Here is a 20,951-nt window from a genome sequence, read left to right as displayed (position 1 = left end):
CGCCGCGTGTCCCCAACAGATGCGGCGCGAGACCTGGGGCCACGCACAAGTGCATGTCCCCGTCGGAGCTTCCCGTTCGCCGCAGCTAAGGCTAGGGTCCGCGCCAACGACCAAGATCTGCTCCAAAAGAGAGACCCGATGAAACGCCTGCTGCTCGCGACCGCCCTGATCGCCGTTCCCATGCTCGCGCACGCGGCGGATGCGCCGAAGATCGACCCCGCCAAGCTGTCGGCCCACATCAAGGTGCTGTCGTCCGACGAATTCGAGGGCCGCGGCCCGGCCACGGCGGGCGAGACCAAGTCGGTCGACTACATCGTGGGCCAGATGAAGGCCATCGGCCTGGAGCCGGCCGGCGACGTCGGCAAGGACGGCGCCCGCGCCTGGACCCAGGACGTGCCCCTGGCCAAGTTCGACATCAAGGGTCCGGTCAGCGCCCAGTTCACCGTCGGCGGCAAGGCCGTCCCCCTGGCCCAGGGCGAGCAGATCGCCATCCGCGCGGCCATGACCAATGTCGACAGCGTCGCCCTCAAGGACGCCCCGATCGTCTTCGTCGGCTACGGGGTCAGGGCGCCCGAGCGCAACTGGGACGACTTCAAGGGCCTGGACCTGAAGGGCAAGGTCCTGGTGGTGCTGATCAACGATCCCGACTTCGAAACGGGTTCCGGCGACTTCGGCGGCAAGGCCATGACCTATTACGGCCGCTGGACCTACAAGTTCGAGGAGGCCGCCCGCCAGGGCGCGGCCGGCGTGCTGATCGTCCACGAAAGCGCCCCCGCCTCGTACGGCTGGGCCACGGTCAAGAACTCCAACACCAACACGATGTTCGACATCGTCCGCAAGGACCCGACCAAGAGCCACCCGCCGCTCGAGTCCTGGATCCAGCGCGACGTGGCCGTCGACCTGTTCAAGGCCGCGGGCCTCGACTTCGACGCCCTGAAGAAGCAGGCCCAGGGCCGCGACTTCAAGCCGGTGGAGCTGAAGGGCGCGACCTTCTCGGCCAGCTACGCGGTCGACCACGCGGTGATCACGTCCAAGAACGTCGCCGGCCGGATCAAGGGCTCGGCCCGTCCCGACGAGACGATCATCTACAGCGCCCACTGGGACCACCTGGGCGTCGGCCAGCCGGACGCCAAGGGCGACAAGATCTACAACGGCGCGATCGACAACGCCGACGGGATCGCCGCCATCCTGGAGCTGGCCCGCGCCTTCAAGAGCCAGCCGGCCCCGCAGCGCTCGATCCTGTTCCTGGCCGTCACCGCCGAGGAGCGCGGCCTGCTGGGCTCGGAGTACTACGCGGCCAATCCGCTGTACCCGCTGTCCAAGACCGTGGCCGACCTGAACATCGACGCCCTGTCGGCGGCCGGTCCGGCCAAGGACATCACCACCTCGGGCGACGGCAAGGTCGACCTGCAGGACCTGCTGGTGGCCAAGGCCAAGGCCCGCGGCCGCTACTTCACGCCCGACCCGTCGCCCCAGGCCGGCCACTTCTACCGCTCGGACCACTTCCCGTTCGCCAAGCGCGGCGTGCCGGCCATCTCGGTCGGCTCGGGCGAGGACCTGGTCCAGGGCGGCAAGGAAGCCGGCCAGAAGGCGGAAGAGGACTACACCGCCAACCGCTACCACCAGCCGGCCGACGAATGGTCGGCGGACTGGGACCTCAGCGGCCAGGCCCAGGACATCGGCCTGTTCTACGAGGTCGGCGCGGACCTGGCCAATTCCAAGACCTGGCCGGAATGGCAGGCGGGGTCCGAGTTCAAGGCGCTGCGCGACACGACCAAGGCCGACCGGAAGTAACCATCCTACCGTTGTCATCCCGGAAAGGGCGGAGCGCTTGTCCGGGACCCAGGGGCGGCCGCACCGCATTCGCCCAGTCCCCTGGGTCCCGGACAGCCCCCCGCGGGGCTTCCGGGATGACAACCGTTTTCGAGCGTATCCAAGAGCGCCCGCCGCCCTCCGTGACGGGCGAGGTATCCAAATGACAGCCTCCGTCTTCGACCTGTTCAAGCTGGGCGTCGGCCCGTCGAGCAGCCACACCATGGGGCCGATGACGGCCGCCGGCCTGTTCGTCGGGCGGCTGCGCGACGCCGGCACGCTGGCGTCCGTCGCCCGGGTCGAGACGCGGCTCTACGCCTCCCTGGCCCTGACCGGGCGGGGCCACGCCACCGATCGGGCGGTGATCCTGGGCCTGATGGGCTTCGTGCCGGCCGAGCTCGATCCCGACGCGGGCGAGGCCGCGCTTCTGGAGGCCAGGGCCAGCCAGTCCCTGAACCTGGGCGGCGACCATCCGATCGTCTTCGACGAGGCGCGCGACATCGTCTGGGCGGGCCACGAGCGCCTGCCCCAGCATCCGAACGGGCTTGCCTTTACGGCTTTCGACGCCGCTGGCGTCGTGCTGGCCGAGCGCACCTATTTCTCGATCGGCGGCGGCTTCGTGCGCGACGAGAGCGAGATGGGCCGCAACACCCCGCCCGAGCCGGGTCCCGAAATCCCGCACCCGTTCGAGAGCGGCGCCGACCTGCTGCAGCGGGCCGCCGACGCGGGCCTGTCGATCGCCGGGGTCATGGGCGCCAACGAATTGGCGCGGATGGACCAGGACCAGCTGGACGCGGGCCTGGACCGCATCTTCCAGGCCATGGAGGCCTGCATCGAGCGCGGCATGCGCGAGACCGGGACCCTGCCGGGCGGCCTGACGGTCAAGCGCCGGGCCCGCCAGATCCACCAGACGATCCAGGGCCGCCTGGAGCGCCAGATCAGCGACCCGCTGGCGGCCATGGACTTCGTCAACCTGTGGGCCATGGCCGTCAACGAGGAGAACGCGGCCGGCGGCCGGGTGGTCACCGCCCCGACCAACGGCGCGGCCGGCCTGATCCCGGCGGTGCTGCGCTTCTACCACCGCTTCCACAACGGCACGCCGCAGGGGGTGCGGGTGTTCCTGCTGACGGCGGCGGCGATCGGCGCGCTCTACAAGCGCAACGCCTCGATCAGCGGGGCCGAGGTGGGCTGCCAAGGCGAGGTGGGCGTGGCCTGCTCCATGGCGGCGGCCGGGCTCTGCGCCGCCCTGGGCGGGACCAACGACCAGATCGAGAACGCCGCCGAGATCGGCATGGAGCACAACCTCGGCCTGACCTGCGACCCGATCGGCGGCCTGGTCCAGATCCCCTGCATCGAGCGCAACGCCATGGGCGCCATCAAGGCCATCGACGCGGCGAGGCTGGCGCTGCTGGGCGACGGCCAGCACTCGGTGTCGCTCGACAAGGTGATCGCCACGATGAAGCGCACCGGCGAGGACATGAACGAGATCTACAAGGAGACCTCGCTGGGCGGGCTGGCGGTGGGGCTGTCGGTCAACCGGGTGGAGTGTTGACCACTTGCCCCCTACGGATCGCTTCGCGATCGTCTTCCCCCAGAGGGGGAAGAGCCTAAGCGAGAAGGCTCCGCCCCCAATGGGGGCGGACAGGCGGCGAAGCCGCCAGGTGGGGGCAAGTCGGCAACCGCACGTCACATCCGACCGTTAAGCCTCACCATTCCCACCGTCGGAGCTCCTCATGCGCCTCGCCCTGACCACCGCCGCCCTGATCACCCTCGCCGCCTCCGCCGCCCAGGCCTCGACGCCCGGCTCGTGGAACGACCTGCGCGTCCGCTCCGACAAGGCCTGCATCGCCGCCGCCCAGGAGCTGCGCAACGTCCGCGTCACCGCCTATGGCGACACCTTCCAGTCGGTGACCGTCTCCAGCCTCGAAGGCGTCTACAGGCCCAAGCACATGAAGGGCGCGCGCGGCAAAGCCACCTGCGTGTTCGACAAGCGCAGCGGCCGCGCCGAGGTGCAGGAACTGCAGGTCCGCCGCTAGCGACCCGCGTTTTCCCGCTTGCCTGTTCTCGCCCGCCTCGCCTAGGGTGCGCCGCGAGAACAGGAAGGGAACACTCATGTCCGGCATCATTCGCACCGGCATCGGCGGCTGGACGTTCGAGCCCTGGCGGGGGACCTTCTATCCCGACGATCTCAAGCAGAAGGACGAGCTGAAATACGCCTCGTCCAAGCTGACCAGCATCGAGATCAACGGCACCTACTATTCCACCTTCAAGCCCAACAGCTGGCAGAAGTGGCGCGACGAGACGCCGGACGATTTCGTGTTCTCGGTCAAGGCCAGCCGGTTCTGCACCAACCGCCGGGTGCTGTCCGAGAACAACGACTCCATGACGAAGTTCCTGTCCCAGGGGCTGGAGGAGTTGGGCCCCAAGCTCGGCCCCATCAACTGGCAGTTCATGGCCACCAAGAAGTTCGATCCGGTCGACTTCGAGGGCTTCCTGAAGCTGCTGCCCAAGGAGATCGGCGGCCGGCCGGCGCGCCACGCCCTGGAGGTCCGCAGCCCGACCTTCGCCTGCCAGGAATTCTACGACCTGGCCGCCAAGTACGGCGCGGCCATCGTCTACGCCGTCGACGACGAGGAGCCGACCTGGCCCTGCATCGACGAGCCGACCGCCGACTTCACCTACGCCCGCCTGATGTCCAGCAAGGCCGACGAGCCGACGGGCATGAGCTCGGACGAGCTGGACGCCATCGCCCAGCAGACCCAGGGCTGGGCCCAGCGCGGCGACGTCTTCGCCTACTTCATCGCCGGGGCGAAGGTGCGCAACCCGCACGCGGCCATGGCGCTGATCGAGAAGCTGAAATAGGCCGAGCCCGGAACGGGGGACACACACTCACCCAACGGCCTCGGCCAACCTGGCAAGGCTTCACCGTGAGTGTGTGTCCCCACCTTCGCGCTACGCTCTCACCGGCTCGCCCACGATCTCCGCTGGACCTTCCAGGCAACCCAGCGCCCGCAGGCTGGCCCCGACCGCCGCGTCCAGCGGCGTGTGCGGGACCTCGCCCAGGAACGCGCGGAGCTTGCGGTCGTCCAGCACCAGCGGCTCGCGCCACAGGTAGCGCATCTCGGCCATCTCGCGGAACAGCGGCACGACCGGCGACAGGGCCGTAACCAGCCACCACGGGAAGCCCATCACCGGCAGCTTCGGCCGGCCGGTCGCCCGCCGCACCGACGCCGCCATCTCGCCCCAGCCCAGCAGGTGGCCGCCGAAGTGGAACACCTCGAACGCCCCCAGGCGTTCGGAGCGGTCCAGGATGCGGACCATGGTCTCGGCCAGGTCGGGCAGATAGGCCCAGGCGTGGGCGACACCCCGGGTCGCCGGCTCGGTCACCGACGTCACCGGCCGGCCCGGCTTGATCACCATCTGCCCGAACCAGTTGTTGCCGGCGTGGGGTCCGAAGAAGTCGCCGGCCCGGACGATCAGCACCGGCGTCCCGTCGGCCGACGCCGCCTTCAGCCGCCGCTCCATCTCGACCCGGATCCTGCCCTTGCGGGTGGTCGGGGCCTGCGGGGCGGTCTCGTCGACCAGGGGGAAGGTCTCCAGGCCGAAATTGTAGACCGTGCCCGGCAGCAGGATACGCGCCCCCTCGGCCTTGGCCGCGGCGATCGTGTTGTCCAGCATCGGCAGCACCAGCTTGCCCCAGTTGCGATAGCCGGGCGGGTTGGCGGCGTGGACGATCAGGCGTGCGCCTTGGGCAGCGCGGGCCACGTCGGCGGCGACCATGGCGTCGCCGGCTGCCCACTCCAGCCCCGGTCGGGCGGGCATGGGACGGCGGGTCAGACCGCGCACGGTCCAGCCGCGACGGGCCAGGGCGGCGGCGACCTCGCCCCCGATGCCGCCGGCCGCGCCGACCACCAGGGCGATGCAGTGCTTGTTGGAATTCATGTCCGTCTCCCGTTCTGGCAGCCGGAAGATCGCTCGCGGCGATCCAAACGAGAATTGACGAACACTCTTGATCTGCCATGCATAAATGCATGAGCGATCCCGATTGGAGCCTGTACCGCGCCTTCCTGGCGGTGATGACCGAGGGCAGCCTGTCGGCCGCCGCCCGGGCCCTGGGCCTGACCCAGCCGACCCTGGGCCGCCAGGTCGCCGAGCTGGAGCGCGGCCTGGGCGTGGCCCTGTTCACCCGCTCGCCCCAGGGCCTGAAGCCCACCGACGCGGCGCTGGACCTCCAGTCCCACGCCCAGGCCATGGCCACGGCGGCCGGCGCCCTGGTGCGCGCGGCGTCGGGGGCCGGCGACACGGGGCGCGGCGTGGTCCGCGTCACCGCCAGCGAGATCATCGGCGCCGAGGCCCTGCCGCCGATCCTGGCCGACTTTCGGCCCAGGCATCCGGGCGTCGCCGTCGAGCTGTCGCTGGACAACCAGCAGCAGGATCTGCTGCGCGGCGCGGCCGACATCGCCGTGCGCATGGTCCGCCCCACCCAGGACGCCCTGGTCGCCCGCCGCCTGGCCGACACCCATCTGGGCCTCTACGCCCACCGTCGCTATCTCGAGGCCGAGGGCGTCCCCGCCACCGTCCACGACCTGAAGGGCCACGCCCTGGTCGGCTTCGACCGCGAAACGCCGTTCCTGCGCGGCCTGATGCAGCGCCTGCCCATCAGCCGCGACGACTTCACCCTGCGGGCCGACAACGACCTGGCCCAGCTGGCCGCCATCCGCGCCGGCTGCGGGGTGGGTTTCATCCAGCACGGCATCGCCCGCCGCGATCCGGCCCTGGTCCCCGTGTGCCCCGGCCAGATCGGCTTCCGCCTGGAGGTCTGGCTGGTCATGCACGAGGACCTGCGCGCCACCCCACGCATGCGCGCCCTGTTCGACCACCTGGCCGAGGGCCTGGCCGCCTTCCTGGCGACGTCGCAGCCGTGAGCGTGGATCACGGACTGGAAGCCGACCGCCGAGTCGGGCCACTAAGCCGGAGCTTCGACGTCGGGGGATGAGGATGAGGATTGCGAGCGCTCTGGCCGTATCGGCCGTCTTGGCGGCCGGAACGGCCGCGGCCCAGGACGCGCCGTCGGCGCCCCTGCCCGCCCAGGTCAAGGCGCTGGAGGGCTGCTGGCGCGGAACGGGCGAGGTGATGGGCAAGCCGGTGACGCTGGAGCTGTCGGCCAGGCCGGCCGCCCTGGGCGCGCTGTTCGTGATCGAGACCCGCAGCCAGGCGAAGGCCGATCCCGCCGACCGCTACGCCGCCCACCTGGTGATCGGCGCCAAGGCGCCCAAGGGCGCGTTCCCCGCGACCCTGACCGGCTACTGGGCCGACAGCTTCGGCGGCGACTACACGGCCACCGGCGCCGGCGCGGTCCGCGAGGACGGATTCGAGCTCTCCTACAGCTATCCGCCCTCCAGCTTCCTGAACCGCTGGACCCTGACGGGCGACAAGCTGGCATGGACGATCACCGCCCGCGAGGGCGACAAGATCCAGGCCTTCGCCGGCTACCAGGCGACGCGCGCGGCGTGCCCGGTCCCCTAAGGACGTCGATGGAAAACATGGTTAACCGAACCTCAACACCGGCGCGCTAGAACCCGCGGCATGCGCCGCGTCCTCGCCCTCCTGCTGATCGCCGCCGCCCTGACCGGGTCGGCCACGGCCCAGACCGCCAGGCCGACGCGCGTGGTCGCCCAGACCTCGGAGGCCGCTCCGGCCCAGGGCGACAGCCCGGCCCTGCCGCCGCCGCTGATCCCGCTGACCGGCGCGTCCCAGGGCCGCGATCCGGATCAGTGCCGGTCGGCCTGTAGCCGCACCTACTTCTTCTGCCGCGCCAATAGCGACGACGACGGCTGTCCCACCCAGTGGATGCAGTGCAAGTCGCGCTGCACGGCCACCTACTCGCCGCGCGCCGCCAACTAGCGTCTTGGGGCGGCTGAGCCAAACCCGCTCGCTGACCTAGAGGCAGTTTGACGCCTCGCATAACGCTGATACGCTCACCTGAACAACGATAAGTCAGGGAGGCCCGCCATGGGCGGCCAAAGAGCGACCCCGGGGCGGCTTCCGAAGGTCTGCATCATCGGCGCGGGCTGCAGCGGCTTCACCACCGCCAAGCGGCTGAAGGACGCCGGCGTCCCCTACGACTGCTTCGAGGCCTCCGACGACATCGGCGGCAACTGGTACTACAAGAACCCCAACGGTCTGTCGGCCTGCTACGAGAGCCTGCACATCGACACCAGCAAATGGCGGCTGGCCTTCGAGGACTTCCCGGTCCCGGCCGACTGGCCCGACTTCCCCCACCACAGCCAGGTCTTCCAGTACTTCAAGGACTACGTGGCCCATTTCGGCCTGCGCGAGACGATCACCTTCAACACCAAGGTGCTGCGCGCCGAACGCACCCAGGCCGGCCTGTGGTCGGTGGCCCTGTCGACCGGCGAGACCCGCCTCTACGACGTGCTGATCGTCGCCAACGGCCACCACTGGGACCCGCGCGTCCCGGAGTATCCGGGCAGCTTCGACGGCCCCGCCTTCCACGCCCACGCCTACAGCGACCCGTTCGACCCGGTCGACATGCGCGGCAAGACCGTCGTGGTGGTGGGCATGGGCAATTCGGCCATGGATATCGCCAGCGAGCTGGCCCAGCGCCCGATCGCCGGCAAGCTGATCGTCTCGGCCCGGCGCGGGGTGTGGGTGTTCCCGAAATACCTGAACGGCAAGCCGTCCGATAAATCGGCCATGCCGCCGTGGATGCCGCGCAAGCTGGGCCTGAAGATCGTCCGCTCGCTGATCCGCAAGCACGTGGGCCGGATGGAGGACTACGGCCTGCCCAAGCCCGACCACGAGCCGCTGGAGGCCCACCCCTCGGTCAGCGGCGAGTTCCTGACCCGGGCCGGCTGCGGCGACATCACCTTCAAGCCGGCGATCAAGGCGCTGGAGGGCCGCAACGTGCGGTTCGCCGACGACAGCGTCGAGCCCGTGGACGTCATCCTGTTCGCCACCGGCTACAAGATCAGCTTCCCGTTCCTGGCCGATCCGGCCCTGGTCCCCGACGCGGATCACAAGCTGCCGCTGTTCAAGCGGATGATGAAGCCGGGCGTGCCCGACCTCTTCTACATGGGCCTGGCCCAGGCCCTGCCGACCCTGGTCAATTTCGCCGAGCAGCAGTCCAAGCTGGTGGCCGAGTACCTGACCGGCCGCTACGCCCCGCCGCCGAAGGCCGAGATGGAGCGCATCACAGCCAAGGACGAGGAGCGCCACACCGGCCAGTACTACGCCTCGGCCCGCCACACGATCCAGGTCGACTTCGGGGTCTACTGCGCCGACCTCAAGAAGGAGATCGCGGCCGGCGAGAAACGGGCCCGGTCGGCCGGCGGCGTCCTGCCGGTCCCGGCGCGCGCGTCGGAATCCTTGCCACTGGCGGCGGAATGAGGCTGAGATCATGACGGGGCGTCATCTGGGCCTCGCCACGAGTCGCGTCCGATGTCGAACATCGCCTACTTCCCCGCCCGTCCGCCCGCCGAGGACAACCGCCCCGGCAAGCGCGAACGCACCAAGGTCGCCAACCGCCAGTCGATCCTCGACGCGGCGCGGGCGGTGTTCGGTGAGCTGGGCTACGAGGCCGCCACGGTGCGCGACATCATCCGCCGCACGGGCTTGGCCTCGGGCACCTTCTACAACTACTACAAGTCCAAGGAAGAAGTGTTCGACGCCCTGGCCGACGACGGCGCGCGGCGCTTCCGGCCGATCCTGCGGGCCGAGTCCGACAAGGCGGCCGACTTCGAAAGTTTCCTGCGCGGCGCGATCCGGGCCTATTTCGACTTCCTGGAAGGCGAGCACGAGAGCTGGCGGGTCAACCGGCCGGCCGGCGAGATCTTCCCCCACGCCCGCGCCACGCCCGAGGTCCAGGCGGTGTTCGACGAGGTCCACGTGGCCCTGGCCAAGGTGCTGGAGCATGACCACGCCCCCGCCGTCGACCTGGACTACTTCGCCGCCGCCTGCATCGCCATCGCCCGCGAGGTCGGCGACAAGATGCTGGAGCGCCGGCCCATCGACGTCGACGGGGCCACCGACTTCGCCGTCCGGATGATCCTGGGCGGCCTGCCCGCCCTGCCTCGACCCTAGAGGCCCCGCCCCTCGAAACACCCGCCCAAACATAAGAACAAGACATAAGAAAGAGCCCGAATGGCCGACCCCGCCGTCCAGAAGTTCATCCTGAAAGCGATGATGTCGCTGCCCAGCCCGATCCTGCGGGCGATGTCGGGCGGCGGAACGGTCTACCGCGGCGGACGCACGCTGGACCCGCGCTTCCAGTTCCTGGCCGCGGCCGCCGCCAAGCTTCCCTCCATGACGACGCTGTCGCCGGACGAGGCCCGCGCCGCCAGCGCCCGGGGCCTGGCCGCCATGAGCGGTCCGCCCGAGCCGGGCGTGCGCAACGAGAGCCTGTCCATCGACGGGCCGAACGGACCCGTCAGACTGCGCGCCTATCGTCCGGCCGACCAGGACAGCAGCGCCCCGCTGATCGTCTTCGCCCACTTCGGCGGCGGGGTGATCGGGGATCTCGAGACCTGCCATGCCTTCTGCGGGATTCTGGCGCGGGTGGCGCGCACGGCGGTGCTGTCGGTCGACTACCGCCTGGCGCCGGACCACCGCTTCCCCACCGGACTGGACGACGTGCTGGCCGCCTTTCGCTGGGGTCGCGACAACGCGGCGCGGTTCGGGGCCCTGCCGGGCGCGGCGGCGATCGGCGGCGACTCGATGGGCGGCAACTTCTCGGCCATCGTCGCCCAGGAGATGAAGCGCCTGGGCGAGGCCCAGCCTGCCCTACAGCTGCTGATCTACCCCGCCGTCGACGTGGCCAGCGAGACGCCGTCCATGACCACCTATGGCGACGCCTATCCGCTGAGCCGGCCGATCATGGACTGGTTCATGGGCCACTATATGGGCCCCGACGCCGACCCGGCCGATCCGCGCCTGTCGCCGGACAAGACCGCCGACCTGTCCGGCCTGGCCCCGGCCGTGGTGATCACCGCCGGCTTCGATCCCCTGGTCGACCAGGGCGAGGCCTACGCCAAGCGCCTGGTCGCGGCCGGCGTGCCGGTCACCTACCGCTGCTACGACAGCCTGGCCCACGGCTTCACCGCGTTCACGGGTGCGGTCCCGGCGGCCGACGCGGCGTGCCGGGAGATCGCGCGGCTGGTGCGGGCGGCGTTCGACGCGGCCAAGGCCTGATTCCCCACACTCCGCTCATCCCGACAAAAGCCGGGACCCAAGCTGAATTGGCGGGAAGGCGCATGGCGGCTCGATCGATCACGGCCCATCCTGAAGCTCGGCTTGGGTCCCGGCTTTCGCCGGGATGAGCGGAGATTTTGGAGCTCAAGACGATGCGCGCCCTTGTCGTTGAAAACCTGAGCGAAAACTTCGCCGGCTGCGCGGTCCGAGAGGTCACCACGCCGACGCCTGGTCCGGGCGAGGTGCTGGTCCGCGTGCGCGCCGCCAGCGTCAACTTCCCCGACCTGCTGATGACCCGGGGCGAATACCAGTTCAAACCGCCCCTGCCCTTCACTCCCGGCCTGGACCTGGCCGGCGAGGTCGCGGCGCTTGGAGAAGGCGTCACCGACTGGAAGATCGGCGACGCCGTGGTCGGCGGGGCGCGGCTGGGCGGGTTCGCGGAATACGCCGTGCTGTCGGCGAGCGCGCTGAAGTCCAAGCCGGCCCGCCTGTCGTTCGCCGAGGCCGCCGCCTACGGCGCGGCCTATCTGACCGCCTATGTCGCCCTGGTCCGCCGGGCACGGCTGGAGCCGGGCGAATGGGTGCTGGTGCACGGCGCGGCCGGCGGGGTGGGCCTGGCGGCGGTGGACCTGGCCAAGGCCCTGGGCGCGCGGGTGATCGCCGCCTCGGCCTCGGACGACAAGCTGGCGCAGGTCCAGCGCCTCTACGCCCCCGACGCCGTGGTCAACGTGACCGGCGGCTTCAAGGACAAGGTGAAGGCGATCACCGGCGGCCAGGGCGCCGACGTGATCTACGATCCGGTGGGCGGCGACGTCTTCGACGAAAGCGTCCGCTGCATCGCCTTCGACGGCCGGCTGCTGGTGATCGGCTTCACCTCGGGCCGCATCCCGACGGTCTCGGTCAACATGCCGCTGATCAAGGGCTTCTCGGTGATGGGCGTGCGGGCCGGCGAGTACGGCCGCCAGTTTCCCGAGAAGGGCCGTGAGAACGCGCGGGCGGTGTGGCGGATGGCTGACGAGGGCGTAATTCGGCCCCATGTGCATGCCGAGCTTGGCCTTGATCACTGGCGCGAAGCCTTCAACCTGCTGGCGAACCGGCAGGTCGTCGGCAAGGCGGTGATCCTCCCCGAAGCTTAGAGCCCTGACCAATCTTGTGATCCAGCATCTTGCCAGAACGAGTCTGATCGGCGCCTTGGCCGCGATCTCGATCGCCGCGCCCGCCCGGGCGGACGGGCCGCCCACGACCTTGCGGGATGTTCTCATCACATCAGTGGACGATACAAAGACGGGGTCAGGCTATCTGGTCTTTTGGGACAAGGTGACGGTCGAAACCCGAAGCGGACTATCGAAGGAATTGTTCTCGGTCAGCTTCGGCGCTGATCGCCTGCCAAGCCCGGGCGAGCGCTGCGACATTCGCTATCATCTCGGGCGCGGGGGCCTACTCTCCCGCCCGCAAGAGACCACGGACCCCGACTGGCTTGCGATGGACAGCTTCACCTGCGCCACGGCGCCCGGCGATCCCGCCCCGCCAAGCCCCTGATCCGACTCGTCTTCGTGTCGGACTCATGTTGACAGCGCCCGTCCGTTCCCTTATCCACCGCCCCTCACTCGCGGCGGCCTCGCGGCTATCGCGTCCCACTATTGTATTCGGAGCCACCTCGTGAAGCGGACATTCCAGCCGTCGAAGCTCGTGCGAGCCCGCCGTCACGGCTACCGCGCGCGTATGGCCACCAAGAACGGCCAGAAGATCGTCGCGCGTCGCCGCGCCAAGGGCCGTAAGCGCCTGACGGCCTAACAGCCTTCTCCCGTCTCTCTTCGGCGGGAAACTAGACCATGATGGAAGCCGCCCTTTCCTCGAACCAGGCTCTGCGCCTGCGCCGGAAAGGGCGGCTTTTTTCATGACCGAAGCCCAGCTTCCGCGGTCTCCGAAGATCGAGCGCCTGAAGAAGCGCCCGGACTTCCTGAAGGCCGCCAAGGCCCCCAACCTGGCGCGCGGCGCGGTGTTCCTGCAGATGCGTCCTCGCCACGACGACGACCCGCTGATCCGGGTCGGCTTCACCGCCACCAAGAAGATCGGCGGCTCGGTCGAACGGAATCGCGCAAAAAGACGCCTCCGAGAGGCCGCCCGACTGCTTCTCCCCCTTCATGGCCGCCCGTCTTGCGACTATGTGTTCATCGCCCGCGGCGGAACCGGCCAGCGGCCATGGGGGCGTTTGCTTGACGACGTTAAAACCGCGCTGATAAGCCTCGCCGCCGACCTCGATCGCGCGGGCCCGGGCCAGCCGCCCGCTCCGCACGCCCCCGCCGCGTCCGATTCCTCCGTTTCTGGTTAAGTCCCAACCCATGCAGAACGACACCAACAACAAGAACACGCTGCTGTTTCTCGTCTGCGCGTTCGCGATCCTGATCGGCTACCAGTTCTTCATCCTGGGCCCGCAGCAGAAGAAGCAGGAAGCCGAGCTCCGCGCCAAGAAGGCCGCCGAGGCCCAGGCCGCCCTGCAGCCCGGCATGACCCTGGGCGCCGACGGCCTGCCGCAGCCGCTGAAGCTGTCGCGCGACGCCGCCAAGGCCCAGAGCCCGCGCATCAATGTCGACACCCCGGCCCTCTCGGGCTCGATCGCCCTGAAGGGCGCCCGCATCGACGACCTCTGGCTCAAGCGCTACACCCAGACGTCGGACAAGAATTCGCCGCCGGTCGAGCTGTTCCGCCCCGAGGGCGCCGAGCACGCCTGGTTCGCCGACTTCGGCTGGGCCGGCATGGCCGGCATGACCGGCCTGCCCACGCCCAGCACGGTTTGGACCGCCGCGCCCGGCCAGGTGCTGCGCCCCGACACCCCGGTCGTCCTGACCTACGACAACGGCCAGGGCCTGGTGTTCACCCGCACCATCTCGGTCGACGCCGACGCCATGTTCACCGTGGCCGACAGCGTCCGCAACCAGGGCGGCGCGGCCGTGGCCCTGGCCCCCTACGCCTCGGTCCAGCGCCAGGGCATCCCGACCGAGGGCCCGCACGGCCTGGGCAAGACCCAGATCGTCTACGAGGGCGGCATCGGCGTCCTGGGCGGCATCGACGGCGTCAAGGACGGCAAGTACCTGCTGCAGGACCAGGCCAAATACCCGAAGTGGAAGAAGGACAAGCCGGTCCAGGACAACCTGGAATCCAAGGGCGGCTGGATCGGCATGACCGACAAGTACTGGTTGGCCGCCCTGGTCCCCGAGCAGTCCGAGACCATCAAGGGCCGCTTCATCGTCAAGCCGGTCGGCGGCGTGGACATCTATGAGTCGGCCTTCACCGGCGCGCCCCAGTCGCTGGCGGCCGGCGCGACCCTGACCAACACCACCCGCCTGTTCGCCGGCGCCAAGACCGTGCCGTTGCTGACCCGCTACGAATACGGCGGCAAGCCGGTGGTCTGGTGGCAGTTCTGGAACCGTCCGGCCAGCGTCATCCCCAGCTTCGACAAGGCCGTGGACTGGGGGATGTTCTCGGTCATCACCCGGCCGATCTTCAACATCCTGGAGATCTTCTACAAGCTGGTGGGCAACTTCGGCGTGGCCATCATGCTGCTGACCGTGACCCTGAAGCTGATCCTCTTCCCGCTGGCCGACAAGAGCTACGAGTCGATGGCGAAGATGAAGAAGATCGCCCCCGAGGTCGAGAAGCTGAAGGCCAAGCACAAGGACGATCCGGCGAAACAGCAGCAGGAGATGATGCAGCTGTACGCCAAGGAGAAGATCAACCCGATGATGGGCTGCATCCCCATGCTGGTCCAGATCCCGATCTTCTACTCGCTGTACAAGGTGCTGACGGTGACCATCGAGATGCGGCACGCGCCGTTCTTCGGCTGGATCGTCGACCTGTCGGCGCCGGAACCGACCACCCTGTTCAACCTGTTCGGGGCGATCCACTGGGATCCGGCCACCCTGCCGCTGCTGGGCGCCTCGATCGCCCACCTGGGCGTCTGGCCGCTGCTGTACGGCTTCACCATGTGGCTGACCACCGCGATGAACCCGCCGGCCGGCGACCCGATCCAGCAGAAGATCTTCCAGTTCTTCCCGATCATCTTCACCTTCACCCTGTCGGGCTTCGCCGTGGGCCTGGTGATCTACTGGTGCTGGAGCAACGTGCTGACGATCATCCAGCAGTACATCATCATGCACCGCTACAAGGTCGAGAACCCGATCGACAAGTTCATCGCCAGGCTGCGCGGCAAGACCGTCGAGGCCACCTGATGGACGAACTGGCCTATACCGACGAGGAGATCGAGGCCGCCCGCGTGCTGTTCGCCCAACCGGCGACCTTCATGATGGGCGCGGTCAAGATGGACGGCATGCCGGCTCCCAGCCTGCCGGAAGTGGCCTTCGCGGGCCGCTCCAACGTCGGCAAGTCCAGCCTGATCAACGGGCTGGTCGGGCAGAACCACCTGGCGCGCGCCTCGAACTCGCCGGGGCGCACGCGGGAGGTCAACTTCTTCGTGCTGGCCGAGAAGCTGCGCCTGGTCGACCTGCCGGGCTACGGCTTCGCGCGGGTGTCCAAGAGCATCGCCGACAAGTTCCAGGACCTGGGCCGCGCCTATCTGCGCGGCCGGGTGAACCTCAAGCGCGTCTACCTGTTGATCGACGCCCGCCATGGGCTGAAGGCGGTGGACGCCGAGGCGCTGGACGCGCTCGACATCGCGGCGGTCTCCTACCAGATCGTCCTGACCAAGGCCGACAAGATCAAGCAGGCCGAGCTGGACGCGACGGTCGAGAAGACCCTGAAGGCCATCGCCAAGCGTCCGGCGGCCTTCCCCAAGGTCATGGCCACCTCGTCGGAGAAGGGCTACGGCCTGCCCGAGCTGCGCGCCGAGATCGCCCGCACCTGCCTGAGCTGACCCGGGCGGGCTAGCGGCGAGCCGAAGCCACCACCCAGCGCGCGGCGCCCACCGTGATCGCGTCCTCGACGAGGCCGGTTGGCGTCTGGCCGAACCGGCGCATGGCCCGCATCCGCAGATCGAAGGTGACGAAGGCGGCCACGACGGCCGCCGTCGCGCCCAGGGCCGCGCCCGCCAGGGCCTGTTTGCGCGGCGCCAGCGCCGCGCCGGCCAGGCCGGCGGTGACTAGGCGCGCCAGGAGGCCCGCCGGCACGATACGGTCCGGCGCCGAGGCCAGCTTGTCGCCCCAGAGCTCGCCGCCCGCCAGGAGCTTGGAGCCGGCCGCGACGAGTGGGTCGCCCAGCCAGGACGGCGCGCCGTTGTCGCGCGGCAGCTCGCCACGATGGGCCGCGTCGCTGACCGCGGCGAAGGGCGTGATGGATCGCGCGCCGGCGACCAGTCCGATAAGGAACGAGTGGATCATGTCTCCTCAACCCCTCCGCCGCCGGTTCGATCCCGCTGCGCGCGCCGTCGCCGATTGCTATAGAGTCCGACGCAGGCTAAGAGCCCCGCCCTTTCCCCCCGAAGAACCGCTCATGACCCGTCACGAACTGAAGACCTGGCCCCAGTATTTCGCCGCCGTGCGCTCGGGCAAGAAGCGCTTCGAGATCCGCCGCAACGACCGGGAGTTCGCCGTGGGCGACGTGCTGGTGCTGCGCGAGTTCGATCCGGAGCAGGACGTCTATACCGGCCAGGTCGAGGAGCGGCAGATCACCTTCCTGCTGTCGGAAGAGGACTACGGCGTGATCCACGGCTTCGTGGCCATCGGCTTCGGCGAGGTGGTCCATCACGGCGACCTGCCCACGGACGGCGCCCTGACCGCCGGCCAGCTGGCCCACTGGCACGAGACGGCCTCGAACAACGCCGCCCTGCGCGCCCAGGACGCCCGCCGGGTGGCCCAGAGCTACGCCGCCCCCAACACCGGCCGCGCGGCCATGCCGGTCGCCGCCGACCGCCACAACGCCGTGGCCGAGGCCGCCGAGACCGAAGCCGCCTTCCATGCGGCGGCCGCGAAGATCGTGCGGGGGAAGTAGGGGTCACACGGGACCGGAATCAAAAAGGGCGGACCAGCCGGTCCGCCCTTTTTGATTCGCTCCGAGGCGTGGCTTAGGCCGCCTGGCTGACCTGGGCCGGGAAGACGTCGTCCATGCGCAGATAGGTGATCAGGCGGCTGTCCAGCGAGATGATCGCCTGGATGAAGCGCAGTTCGTCGGTCCCGAGGTCCGGAGTCGGCTGCAGGTGGTCGCGCGACACGGTGAAGGTCTCGCTGACCGCGTCGACCAGGATGCCGGCCAGGCGGTCCTGGCACTCGACCACGACGATGACGTGGCGGGTCTCCGGGACGGTGACGCCCAGGCCCAGCCGGTTGCGCAGGTCGATGACCGGCATGATCGCGCCACGCAGGTTGATCACGCCCTTCAGGAAGGCCGGGGCGTGCGGGATCGGGGTGGCCGGGGTCCAGCCGCGGATCTCGCGGACCGTCTTCACGTCGATGCAGAACTCCTGCTCGCCGATGCAGAACGAGATCAGCTCCAGGGCGGGTTCGGCGTGGTCGGTCATGGTCGGATCCCGAGGCTCGAAAGGTCTTGCGGCGAAGGCCGAAAGCCGGTTTCGCGTCGTCTGCCACAAGAGCCCGACCGCCGTTTAATAACGGTTAATGCAAAGCTTACCGGGCGGCGTCGAATTGTCGCGCCAAGTCATAAATCCGCTCATCCCGGCGAATGCCGGGACCCAGATGGAATGGTGCGAAAGCCGACGCCAAGAGCGCGGCGCCGCTCCAGTCAGCCACTCAGATTCAGGATCTGGGTCCCGGCATTCGCCGGGATGAGCGGAACACGGATTACGGCTCCGAGGCCCCGATGTCGCCCTCATCGGTCAGGTTGAACTCGTACCAGACGCCGTTCAGCACCCCGAAGGCCAGCGCCAGGCCCAGGCCGAGGATCCAGGTGAAATACCACATCGTCAGGTCTCCTCAGTACAGGGCCGGATCGGTCTTCAGGGCCGCCGTGCTGGTCCGGCCCCACAGCACCTTGAACACCCAGGCGGTGTAGAGCAGCACGACCGGCAGCAGCACGATCACCACCAGCAGCATGATGAACAGGGTCGAGGGGCTGGACGAGGCGTTCCACACCGTCAGGCTGGAATGGGCGTCGATCGTGCTGGGCAGGATGAACGGGAACATCGACAGGCCGACCGTGGCCACGATCCCCGCCGCCGAGGCCGACGAGCCGCCGAACGCCAGGGCCGCGGACCGCCGCCACAGGCCCAGCAGCGCCAGCAGCGCGCCGCCGAAGCCCAGCACCGGCGCGACCAGCATCCAGGGATGGCGGCCGAAATTGTCGAACCAGGCGCCCGGCGCCGCCACCGTGGTCGTGCGCAGCGGATTGGACGGTCCGGCGGGGTCGAACGCCCCCTCGATCCGGAAGCCCAGCCGCATGGCCAGGAGGCCTCCGACCAGGAACAGCAGCAGGGAGGCGATCCCCGCCCCGGTCCCGAACCGGCGGGCGCGGTCCTGCACCACGCTGCCGTCCTCGGCCTTCACCCCCAGCCAGGCCGCGCCGTGCAGCACCAGCATGGCCACCGACAGCAGGCCGCAGACCAGGGTGAAGGGCGTGAACAGGCCGAAGAAGGCGCCGTGGTAGGAAGCGCGCAGGTCGCCGTCCAGCTTGAACGGCGCGCCCTGCAGCACGTTGCCGACGGCCACGCCGAACACCAGAACCGGCACGAAGCTGCCGGTGAACAGCGCCCAGTCCCAGGCCGAGCGCCAGCGCGGCTCCGGCCGCTTGGACCGGTACTTGAAGCCGACCGGCCGCAGGATCATCGCCACCAGCACCAGGAAGATGGCCAGGTAGAAGCCCGAGAAGCTGACGCCGTAGACCAGCGGCCAGGCCGCGAAGATCGAGGCCCCGCCGGTGATGAACCACACCTGGTTGCCCTCCCAGGTGGCGCCGACGGTGTTGATCACCATGCGGCGTTCCTCGTCGGTCCGGGCGACGAACGGCAGCAGCGCGCCCACGCCCATGTCGAAGCCGTCGGTCAAGGCGAAGGCGATCAGCAGCACGCCCAGCAGGCCCCACCAGATCATTCGCAGGGTCGGATAGTCGATCGGGAGTTCCATGATCCGGTGTCTCCTAAGCCACGGCTTCGCCGGCGGGGGCGGCCGAGCCCGACGGGAAGGCCTCCTGCTCGGCGAAGGGGCCCTTCTTGATGGTCTTCAGGATCAGCCCGACCTCGACCACCGCCAGGGCGCCGTACAGCAGGGTGAAGACCACGATGCTGGTCAGCAGTTGGGGCACGGTCAGGGTGGACGGGGCCAGGAAGGTGGGCAGCACGCCCTCTACCGCCCAGGGCTGACGCCCCACCTCGGCCAGCACCCAGCCCAACTCGGTCGAGATCCACGGCAGCGGGATGGCCGCCACCGCGATCATCAGGAACCAGCGGGTGTTCTGCCGGCGCAAGGACACCAGGACGAAGGCCGTGGCGAACAGGGCGATCATCAGGAAGCCGATGCCGGCCATGATCCGGAACGACCAGAACATCACCGGCACGTTGGGCACGGTCTCCCAGGCGGTCTTCTGGATCAGCGCCTTGTCGGCGGTCCGCGGGTCGGCCACGTGGCGCTTGAGCAGCAGGGCGTAGCCCAGGTCGCGGCGATGGGTTTCGAAGACGCCGCGCGCCGTCAGGTCGGTGGGGTTCGCCTTCAGGGTCTCCAGGGCGTCGTAGGCGACCAGCCCGCTCTCGATCCGCGTCTCGGCCTGGGCCACCAGCTCGAAGATGCCGGCCACCGGCCGGTCCAGGCTGCGGGTCGAGATCAGGCCCAGCACATAGGGGATCTTGATCTCGGCGTGGGTCTTTCGCTCCTTCAGGTCGGGGATGCCGAAGGCGGTCAGGCCGGCCGGGGCGGGCTCGGTCTCCCACATGGCCTCCAGGGCGGCCAGCTTCATTTTCTGGTTGTCGGTCAGGGCGTAGCCGCTCTCGTCGCCCAGCACGACCACCGACAGCGACGAGGCCAGGCCGAAGGCGGCGGCCACGGTCAGCGACCGCTTGGCGACGCTGACGAACCGGCCCTTCAGCAGGTAGTAGGCGCTGATCCCCAGCACGAAGACCGCGGCGATGGTGTAGCCGGCGCTGACCGTGTGCACGAACTTGGCCTGGGCCACCGGGTTGAAGACCACCGCCCGGAAGTCGACCACCTCCATCCGCATCGTGTCGGGATTGAAGGCCGCGCCGACCGGGTTCTGCATCCAGCCGTTGGCGATCAGGATCCACAGGGCCGACAGGTTGGTGCCCAGGGCCACCAGGAAGGTGACCAGCAGGTGCTGCACGGGCTTGAGCTTGTCCCAGCCGAAGAACATCAGCCCCACGAACGTGGCCTCCAGGAAGAAGGCCATCAGCCCCTCGATCGCCAGCGGGGCGCCGAAGATGTCGCCGACATAGTGCGAGTAGTAGGACCAGTTCATGCCGAACTGGAATTCCATGGTCAGGCCGGTGGCGACGCCGAGCACGAAATTGATGCCGAACAGCGTGCCCCAGAACCGCGTCGTGGTGCGCCAGATCGGCCGCTTGGTCATCACATAGACGCTCTCCATGATCACCAGCATGAAGGAGAGGCCCAGGGTCAGGGGCACGAACAGGAAGTGGTAGAGCGCCGTCAGGGCGAACTGCAGACGGGAAAGGTCGACGACGGCGGGATCCATGCAGCGCTCCGGTTGTCGTGGGCGATCGGTCGCGCCACGACTTTCCACCCCTAGACGCGTTCTGGCTAGAACGCTTTGATCAGGATCAAGGACGTTCCCGTTCCCTGCTCCTAACAACGGCCCATGCCCGTCAGTTTCACCGCCGACCTCGACGCCGTCGCGCGGCCCTGGCTGAAGACCCTGAGCAAGTCGGGAGGCGGACGCGCGGCCCGCACCGCGCCGCTGTGGCTGCTGGCCGACGTCCCTACCGCCATCGCCTTCGCCGCCGGACTGGCCCTGGGCGTCGACGCCCTGCCGCGCGGCCTCCCCGCCGCCGCGCCTTG

23 protein-coding genes and 1 pseudogene are annotated in these 20,951 nt (G+C 69.2%); 18 read left to right on the top strand and 6 right to left on the bottom strand.

Translation table 11 applies throughout. From position 1 onward, the window contains the following. Positions 1-138: 138 nt before the first annotated feature. The 4 genes from WAE60_RS21125 (at position 139) to WAE60_RS21110 (ending at position 4,674) form a co-directional block, all read left to right on the top strand. Positions 139-1,794 (top strand): M28 family metallopeptidase, encoded by a 1,656-nt coding sequence (locus WAE60_RS21125; RefSeq protein ID WP_337688534.1) that lies wholly within the window; start codon positions 139-141, stop codon positions 1,792-1,794. A gap of 181 nt (positions 1,795-1,975) precedes the next feature. Then, entirely contained in the window at positions 1,976-3,364 is a 1,389-nt protein-coding gene (locus tag WAE60_RS21120) for an L-serine ammonia-lyase (protein WP_337688531.1), read from the top strand. Between the two features lie 181 nt (positions 3,365-3,545). After that, positions 3,546-3,848: a hypothetical protein gene (locus WAE60_RS21115; RefSeq protein WP_337688529.1), complete on the top strand. Its 303-nt coding sequence runs from the start codon at positions 3,546-3,548 to the stop codon at positions 3,846-3,848. Between the two features lie 76 nt (positions 3,849-3,924). Then, complete coding sequence (locus tag WAE60_RS21110; protein WP_337688527.1) at positions 3,925-4,674, top strand: DUF72 domain-containing protein; 750 nt, start codon at positions 3,925-3,927, stop codon at positions 4,672-4,674. A gap of 90 nt (positions 4,675-4,764) precedes the next feature. Here WAE60_RS21110 and WAE60_RS21105 read toward each other — a convergent pair whose 3' ends face one another. Next, complete coding sequence (locus WAE60_RS21105; RefSeq protein ID WP_337688525.1) at positions 4,765-5,754, bottom strand: NAD-dependent epimerase/dehydratase family protein; 990 nt, start codon at positions 5,752-5,754, stop codon at positions 4,765-4,767. An 89-nt stretch (positions 5,755-5,843) separates the two neighbouring features. Here WAE60_RS21105 and WAE60_RS21100 point away from each other — a divergent pair, with 89 nt between their 5' ends. From WAE60_RS21100 to yihA, 12 genes are all read left to right on the top strand, one after another. Then, complete coding sequence (locus tag WAE60_RS21100) at positions 5,844-6,737, top strand: LysR family transcriptional regulator (RefSeq protein ID WP_337688523.1); 894 nt, start codon at positions 5,844-5,846, stop codon at positions 6,735-6,737. 73 nt (positions 6,738-6,810) lie between these two features. Then, positions 6,811-7,338: a hypothetical protein gene (locus WAE60_RS21095; RefSeq protein ID WP_337688521.1), complete on the top strand. Its 528-nt coding sequence runs from the start codon at positions 6,811-6,813 to the stop codon at positions 7,336-7,338. A gap of 60 nt (positions 7,339-7,398) precedes the next feature. Then, positions 7,399-7,716: a hypothetical protein gene (locus WAE60_RS21090; RefSeq protein ID WP_029912021.1), complete on the top strand. Its 318-nt coding sequence runs from the start codon at positions 7,399-7,401 to the stop codon at positions 7,714-7,716. A gap of 108 nt (positions 7,717-7,824) precedes the next feature. Further along, positions 7,825-9,222, top strand: a complete 1,398-nt coding sequence (locus tag WAE60_RS21085; protein WP_337688519.1) for an NAD(P)-binding domain-containing protein — start codon at positions 7,825-7,827, stop codon at positions 9,220-9,222. 51 nt (positions 9,223-9,273) lie between these two features. Continuing rightward, the gene (locus WAE60_RS21080) at positions 9,274-9,915 is read left to right on the top strand and encodes a TetR/AcrR family transcriptional regulator (RefSeq protein ID WP_029912013.1); all 642 of its coding nucleotides are present in this window, start codon (positions 9,274-9,276) and stop codon (positions 9,913-9,915) included. 60 nt (positions 9,916-9,975) lie between these two features. Then, positions 9,976-11,022: an alpha/beta hydrolase gene (locus WAE60_RS21075; protein WP_337688517.1), complete on the top strand. Its 1,047-nt coding sequence runs from the start codon at positions 9,976-9,978 to the stop codon at positions 11,020-11,022. A gap of 152 nt (positions 11,023-11,174) precedes the next feature. Continuing rightward, a complete protein-coding gene (locus WAE60_RS21070; protein ID WP_337688514.1) occupies positions 11,175-12,158 on the top strand; it encodes an NADPH:quinone oxidoreductase family protein in 984 nt (327 codons plus the stop codon). A gap of 16 nt (positions 12,159-12,174) precedes the next feature. Next, complete coding sequence (locus tag WAE60_RS21065) at positions 12,175-12,561, top strand: hypothetical protein (RefSeq protein ID WP_337688512.1); 387 nt, start codon at positions 12,175-12,177, stop codon at positions 12,559-12,561. 120 nt (positions 12,562-12,681) lie between these two features. After that, positions 12,682-12,816 (top strand): 50S ribosomal protein L34, encoded by a 135-nt coding sequence (gene rpmH / locus WAE60_RS21060; protein ID WP_012284717.1) that lies wholly within the window; start codon positions 12,682-12,684, stop codon positions 12,814-12,816. A 103-nt stretch (positions 12,817-12,919) separates the two neighbouring features. After that, entirely contained in the window at positions 12,920-13,354 is a 435-nt protein-coding gene (gene rnpA, locus WAE60_RS21055; protein ID WP_337688494.1) for a ribonuclease P protein component, read from the top strand. A gap of 10 nt (positions 13,355-13,364) precedes the next feature. Beyond that, on the top strand, positions 13,365-15,251 hold the full coding sequence (yidC, locus tag WAE60_RS21050; protein WP_029911998.1) for a membrane protein insertase YidC: 1,887 nt from the start codon (positions 13,365-13,367) through the stop codon (positions 15,249-15,251). Beyond that, on the top strand, positions 15,251-15,892 hold the full coding sequence (gene yihA / locus WAE60_RS21045) for a ribosome biogenesis GTP-binding protein YihA/YsxC (protein WP_029911996.1): 642 nt from the start codon (positions 15,251-15,253) through the stop codon (positions 15,890-15,892). The genes yidC and yihA overlap by 1 nt, the downstream gene beginning before the upstream one ends. Positions 15,893-15,902: 10 nt before the next feature. On the opposite strand, the gene WAE60_RS21040 is transcribed toward yihA, so the two are convergent. Beyond that, positions 15,903-16,355, bottom strand: a complete 453-nt coding sequence (locus WAE60_RS21040; RefSeq protein ID WP_029911993.1) for a membrane protein — start codon at positions 16,353-16,355, stop codon at positions 15,903-15,905. Between the two features lie 112 nt (positions 16,356-16,467). On the opposite strand from WAE60_RS21040, the gene WAE60_RS21035 reads away from it, so the two are divergent. Continuing rightward, positions 16,468-16,965, top strand: coding sequence for an ASCH/PUA domain-containing protein (locus WAE60_RS21035; RefSeq protein ID WP_029911990.1), 498 nt, complete (start codon positions 16,468-16,470; stop codon positions 16,963-16,965). A 73-nt stretch (positions 16,966-17,038) separates the two neighbouring features. Here WAE60_RS21035 and WAE60_RS21030 read toward each other — a convergent pair whose 3' ends face one another. The 4 genes from WAE60_RS21030 to WAE60_RS21015 all read right to left on the bottom strand — a co-directional run bounded on the left by WAE60_RS21030 (position 17,039) and on the right by WAE60_RS21015 (position 20,628). Further along, positions 17,039-17,491 carry a chemotaxis protein CheW gene (locus WAE60_RS21030; protein WP_029911988.1) on the bottom strand — a complete coding sequence of 151 codons (453 nt, stop codon included), beginning with the start codon at positions 17,489-17,491 and terminating at the stop codon, positions 17,039-17,041. A gap of 280 nt (positions 17,492-17,771) precedes the next feature. Beyond that, positions 17,772-17,891, bottom strand: a complete 120-nt coding sequence (gene cydX, locus WAE60_RS21025; RefSeq protein WP_029911985.1) for a cytochrome bd-I oxidase subunit CydX — start codon at positions 17,889-17,891, stop codon at positions 17,772-17,774. A gap of 12 nt (positions 17,892-17,903) precedes the next feature. Further along, a complete protein-coding gene (cydB, locus tag WAE60_RS21020; RefSeq protein ID WP_029911981.1) occupies positions 17,904-19,049 on the bottom strand; it encodes a cytochrome d ubiquinol oxidase subunit II in 1,146 nt (381 codons plus the stop codon). Positions 19,050-19,062: 13 nt separating this feature from the next. Continuing rightward, positions 19,063-20,628, bottom strand: a complete 1,566-nt coding sequence (locus WAE60_RS21015; RefSeq protein WP_029911979.1) for a cytochrome ubiquinol oxidase subunit I — start codon at positions 20,626-20,628, stop codon at positions 19,063-19,065. 123 nt (positions 20,629-20,751) lie between these two features. Between WAE60_RS21015 and WAE60_RS21010 the strand changes: the two are divergent. Next, positions 20,752-20,951: pseudogene (locus WAE60_RS21010) on the top strand (thiol reductant ABC exporter subunit CydD); the annotation flags it as partial.

This window comes from Caulobacter sp. CCG-8, assembly GCF_037402475.1.
Taxonomy (GTDB): Bacteria; Pseudomonadota; Alphaproteobacteria; order Caulobacterales; family Caulobacteraceae; genus Caulobacter.
Note: the sequence above shows the minus strand (reverse complement) of the source record. Positions and strands in the feature narration are given on the sequence as shown.

What these genes read in the sequence shown, in the direction of transcription:
- WAE60_RS21100 (WP_337688523.1), top strand. Translation starts at nt 5,844, where the DNA reads ATGAGCGATCCCGATTGGAGCCTGTACCGCGCCTTCCTGGCGGTGATG.
- WAE60_RS21105 (WP_337688525.1), bottom strand. Translation starts at nt 5,754, where the DNA reads ATGAATTCCAACAAGCACTGCATCGCCCTGGTGGTCGGCGCGGCCGGC.
- WAE60_RS21115 (WP_337688529.1), top strand. Translation starts at nt 3,546, where the DNA reads ATGCGCCTCGCCCTGACCACCGCCGCCCTGATCACCCTCGCCGCCTCC.
- WAE60_RS21035 (WP_029911990.1), top strand. Translation starts at nt 16,468, where the DNA reads ATGACCCGTCACGAACTGAAGACCTGGCCCCAGTATTTCGCCGCCGTG.
- WAE60_RS21040 (WP_029911993.1), bottom strand. Translation starts at nt 16,355, where the DNA reads ATGATCCACTCGTTCCTTATCGGACTGGTCGCCGGCGCGCGATCCATC.
- WAE60_RS21015 (WP_029911979.1), bottom strand. Translation starts at nt 20,628, where the DNA reads ATGGATCCCGCCGTCGTCGACCTTTCCCGTCTGCAGTTCGCCCTGACG.
- WAE60_RS21080 (WP_029912013.1), top strand. Translation starts at nt 9,274, where the DNA reads ATGTCGAACATCGCCTACTTCCCCGCCCGTCCGCCCGCCGAGGACAAC.
- WAE60_RS21095 (WP_337688521.1), top strand. Translation starts at nt 6,811, where the DNA reads ATGAGGATTGCGAGCGCTCTGGCCGTATCGGCCGTCTTGGCGGCCGGA.
- WAE60_RS21075 (WP_337688517.1), top strand. Translation starts at nt 9,976, where the DNA reads ATGGCCGACCCCGCCGTCCAGAAGTTCATCCTGAAAGCGATGATGTCG.
- rnpA (WP_337688494.1), top strand. Translation starts at nt 12,920, where the DNA reads ATGACCGAAGCCCAGCTTCCGCGGTCTCCGAAGATCGAGCGCCTGAAG.
- cydB (WP_029911981.1), bottom strand. Translation starts at nt 19,049, where the DNA reads ATGGAACTCCCGATCGACTATCCGACCCTGCGAATGATCTGGTGGGGC.
- WAE60_RS21110 (WP_337688527.1), top strand. Translation starts at nt 3,925, where the DNA reads ATGTCCGGCATCATTCGCACCGGCATCGGCGGCTGGACGTTCGAGCCC.
- WAE60_RS21120 (WP_337688531.1), top strand. Translation starts at nt 1,976, where the DNA reads ATGACAGCCTCCGTCTTCGACCTGTTCAAGCTGGGCGTCGGCCCGTCG.
- yihA (WP_029911996.1), top strand. Translation starts at nt 15,251, where the DNA reads ATGGACGAACTGGCCTATACCGACGAGGAGATCGAGGCCGCCCGCGTG.
- WAE60_RS21125 (WP_337688534.1), top strand. Translation starts at nt 139, where the DNA reads ATGAAACGCCTGCTGCTCGCGACCGCCCTGATCGCCGTTCCCATGCTC.
- WAE60_RS21030 (WP_029911988.1), bottom strand. Translation starts at nt 17,491, where the DNA reads ATGACCGACCACGCCGAACCCGCCCTGGAGCTGATCTCGTTCTGCATC.
- WAE60_RS21085 (WP_337688519.1), top strand. Translation starts at nt 7,825, where the DNA reads ATGGGCGGCCAAAGAGCGACCCCGGGGCGGCTTCCGAAGGTCTGCATC.
- WAE60_RS21070 (WP_337688514.1), top strand. Translation starts at nt 11,175, where the DNA reads ATGCGCGCCCTTGTCGTTGAAAACCTGAGCGAAAACTTCGCCGGCTGC.
- yidC (WP_029911998.1), top strand. Translation starts at nt 13,365, where the DNA reads ATGCAGAACGACACCAACAACAAGAACACGCTGCTGTTTCTCGTCTGC.
- WAE60_RS21090 (WP_029912021.1), top strand. Translation starts at nt 7,399, where the DNA reads ATGCGCCGCGTCCTCGCCCTCCTGCTGATCGCCGCCGCCCTGACCGGG.
- cydX (WP_029911985.1), bottom strand. Translation starts at nt 17,891, where the DNA reads ATGTGGTATTTCACCTGGATCCTCGGCCTGGGCCTGGCGCTGGCCTTC.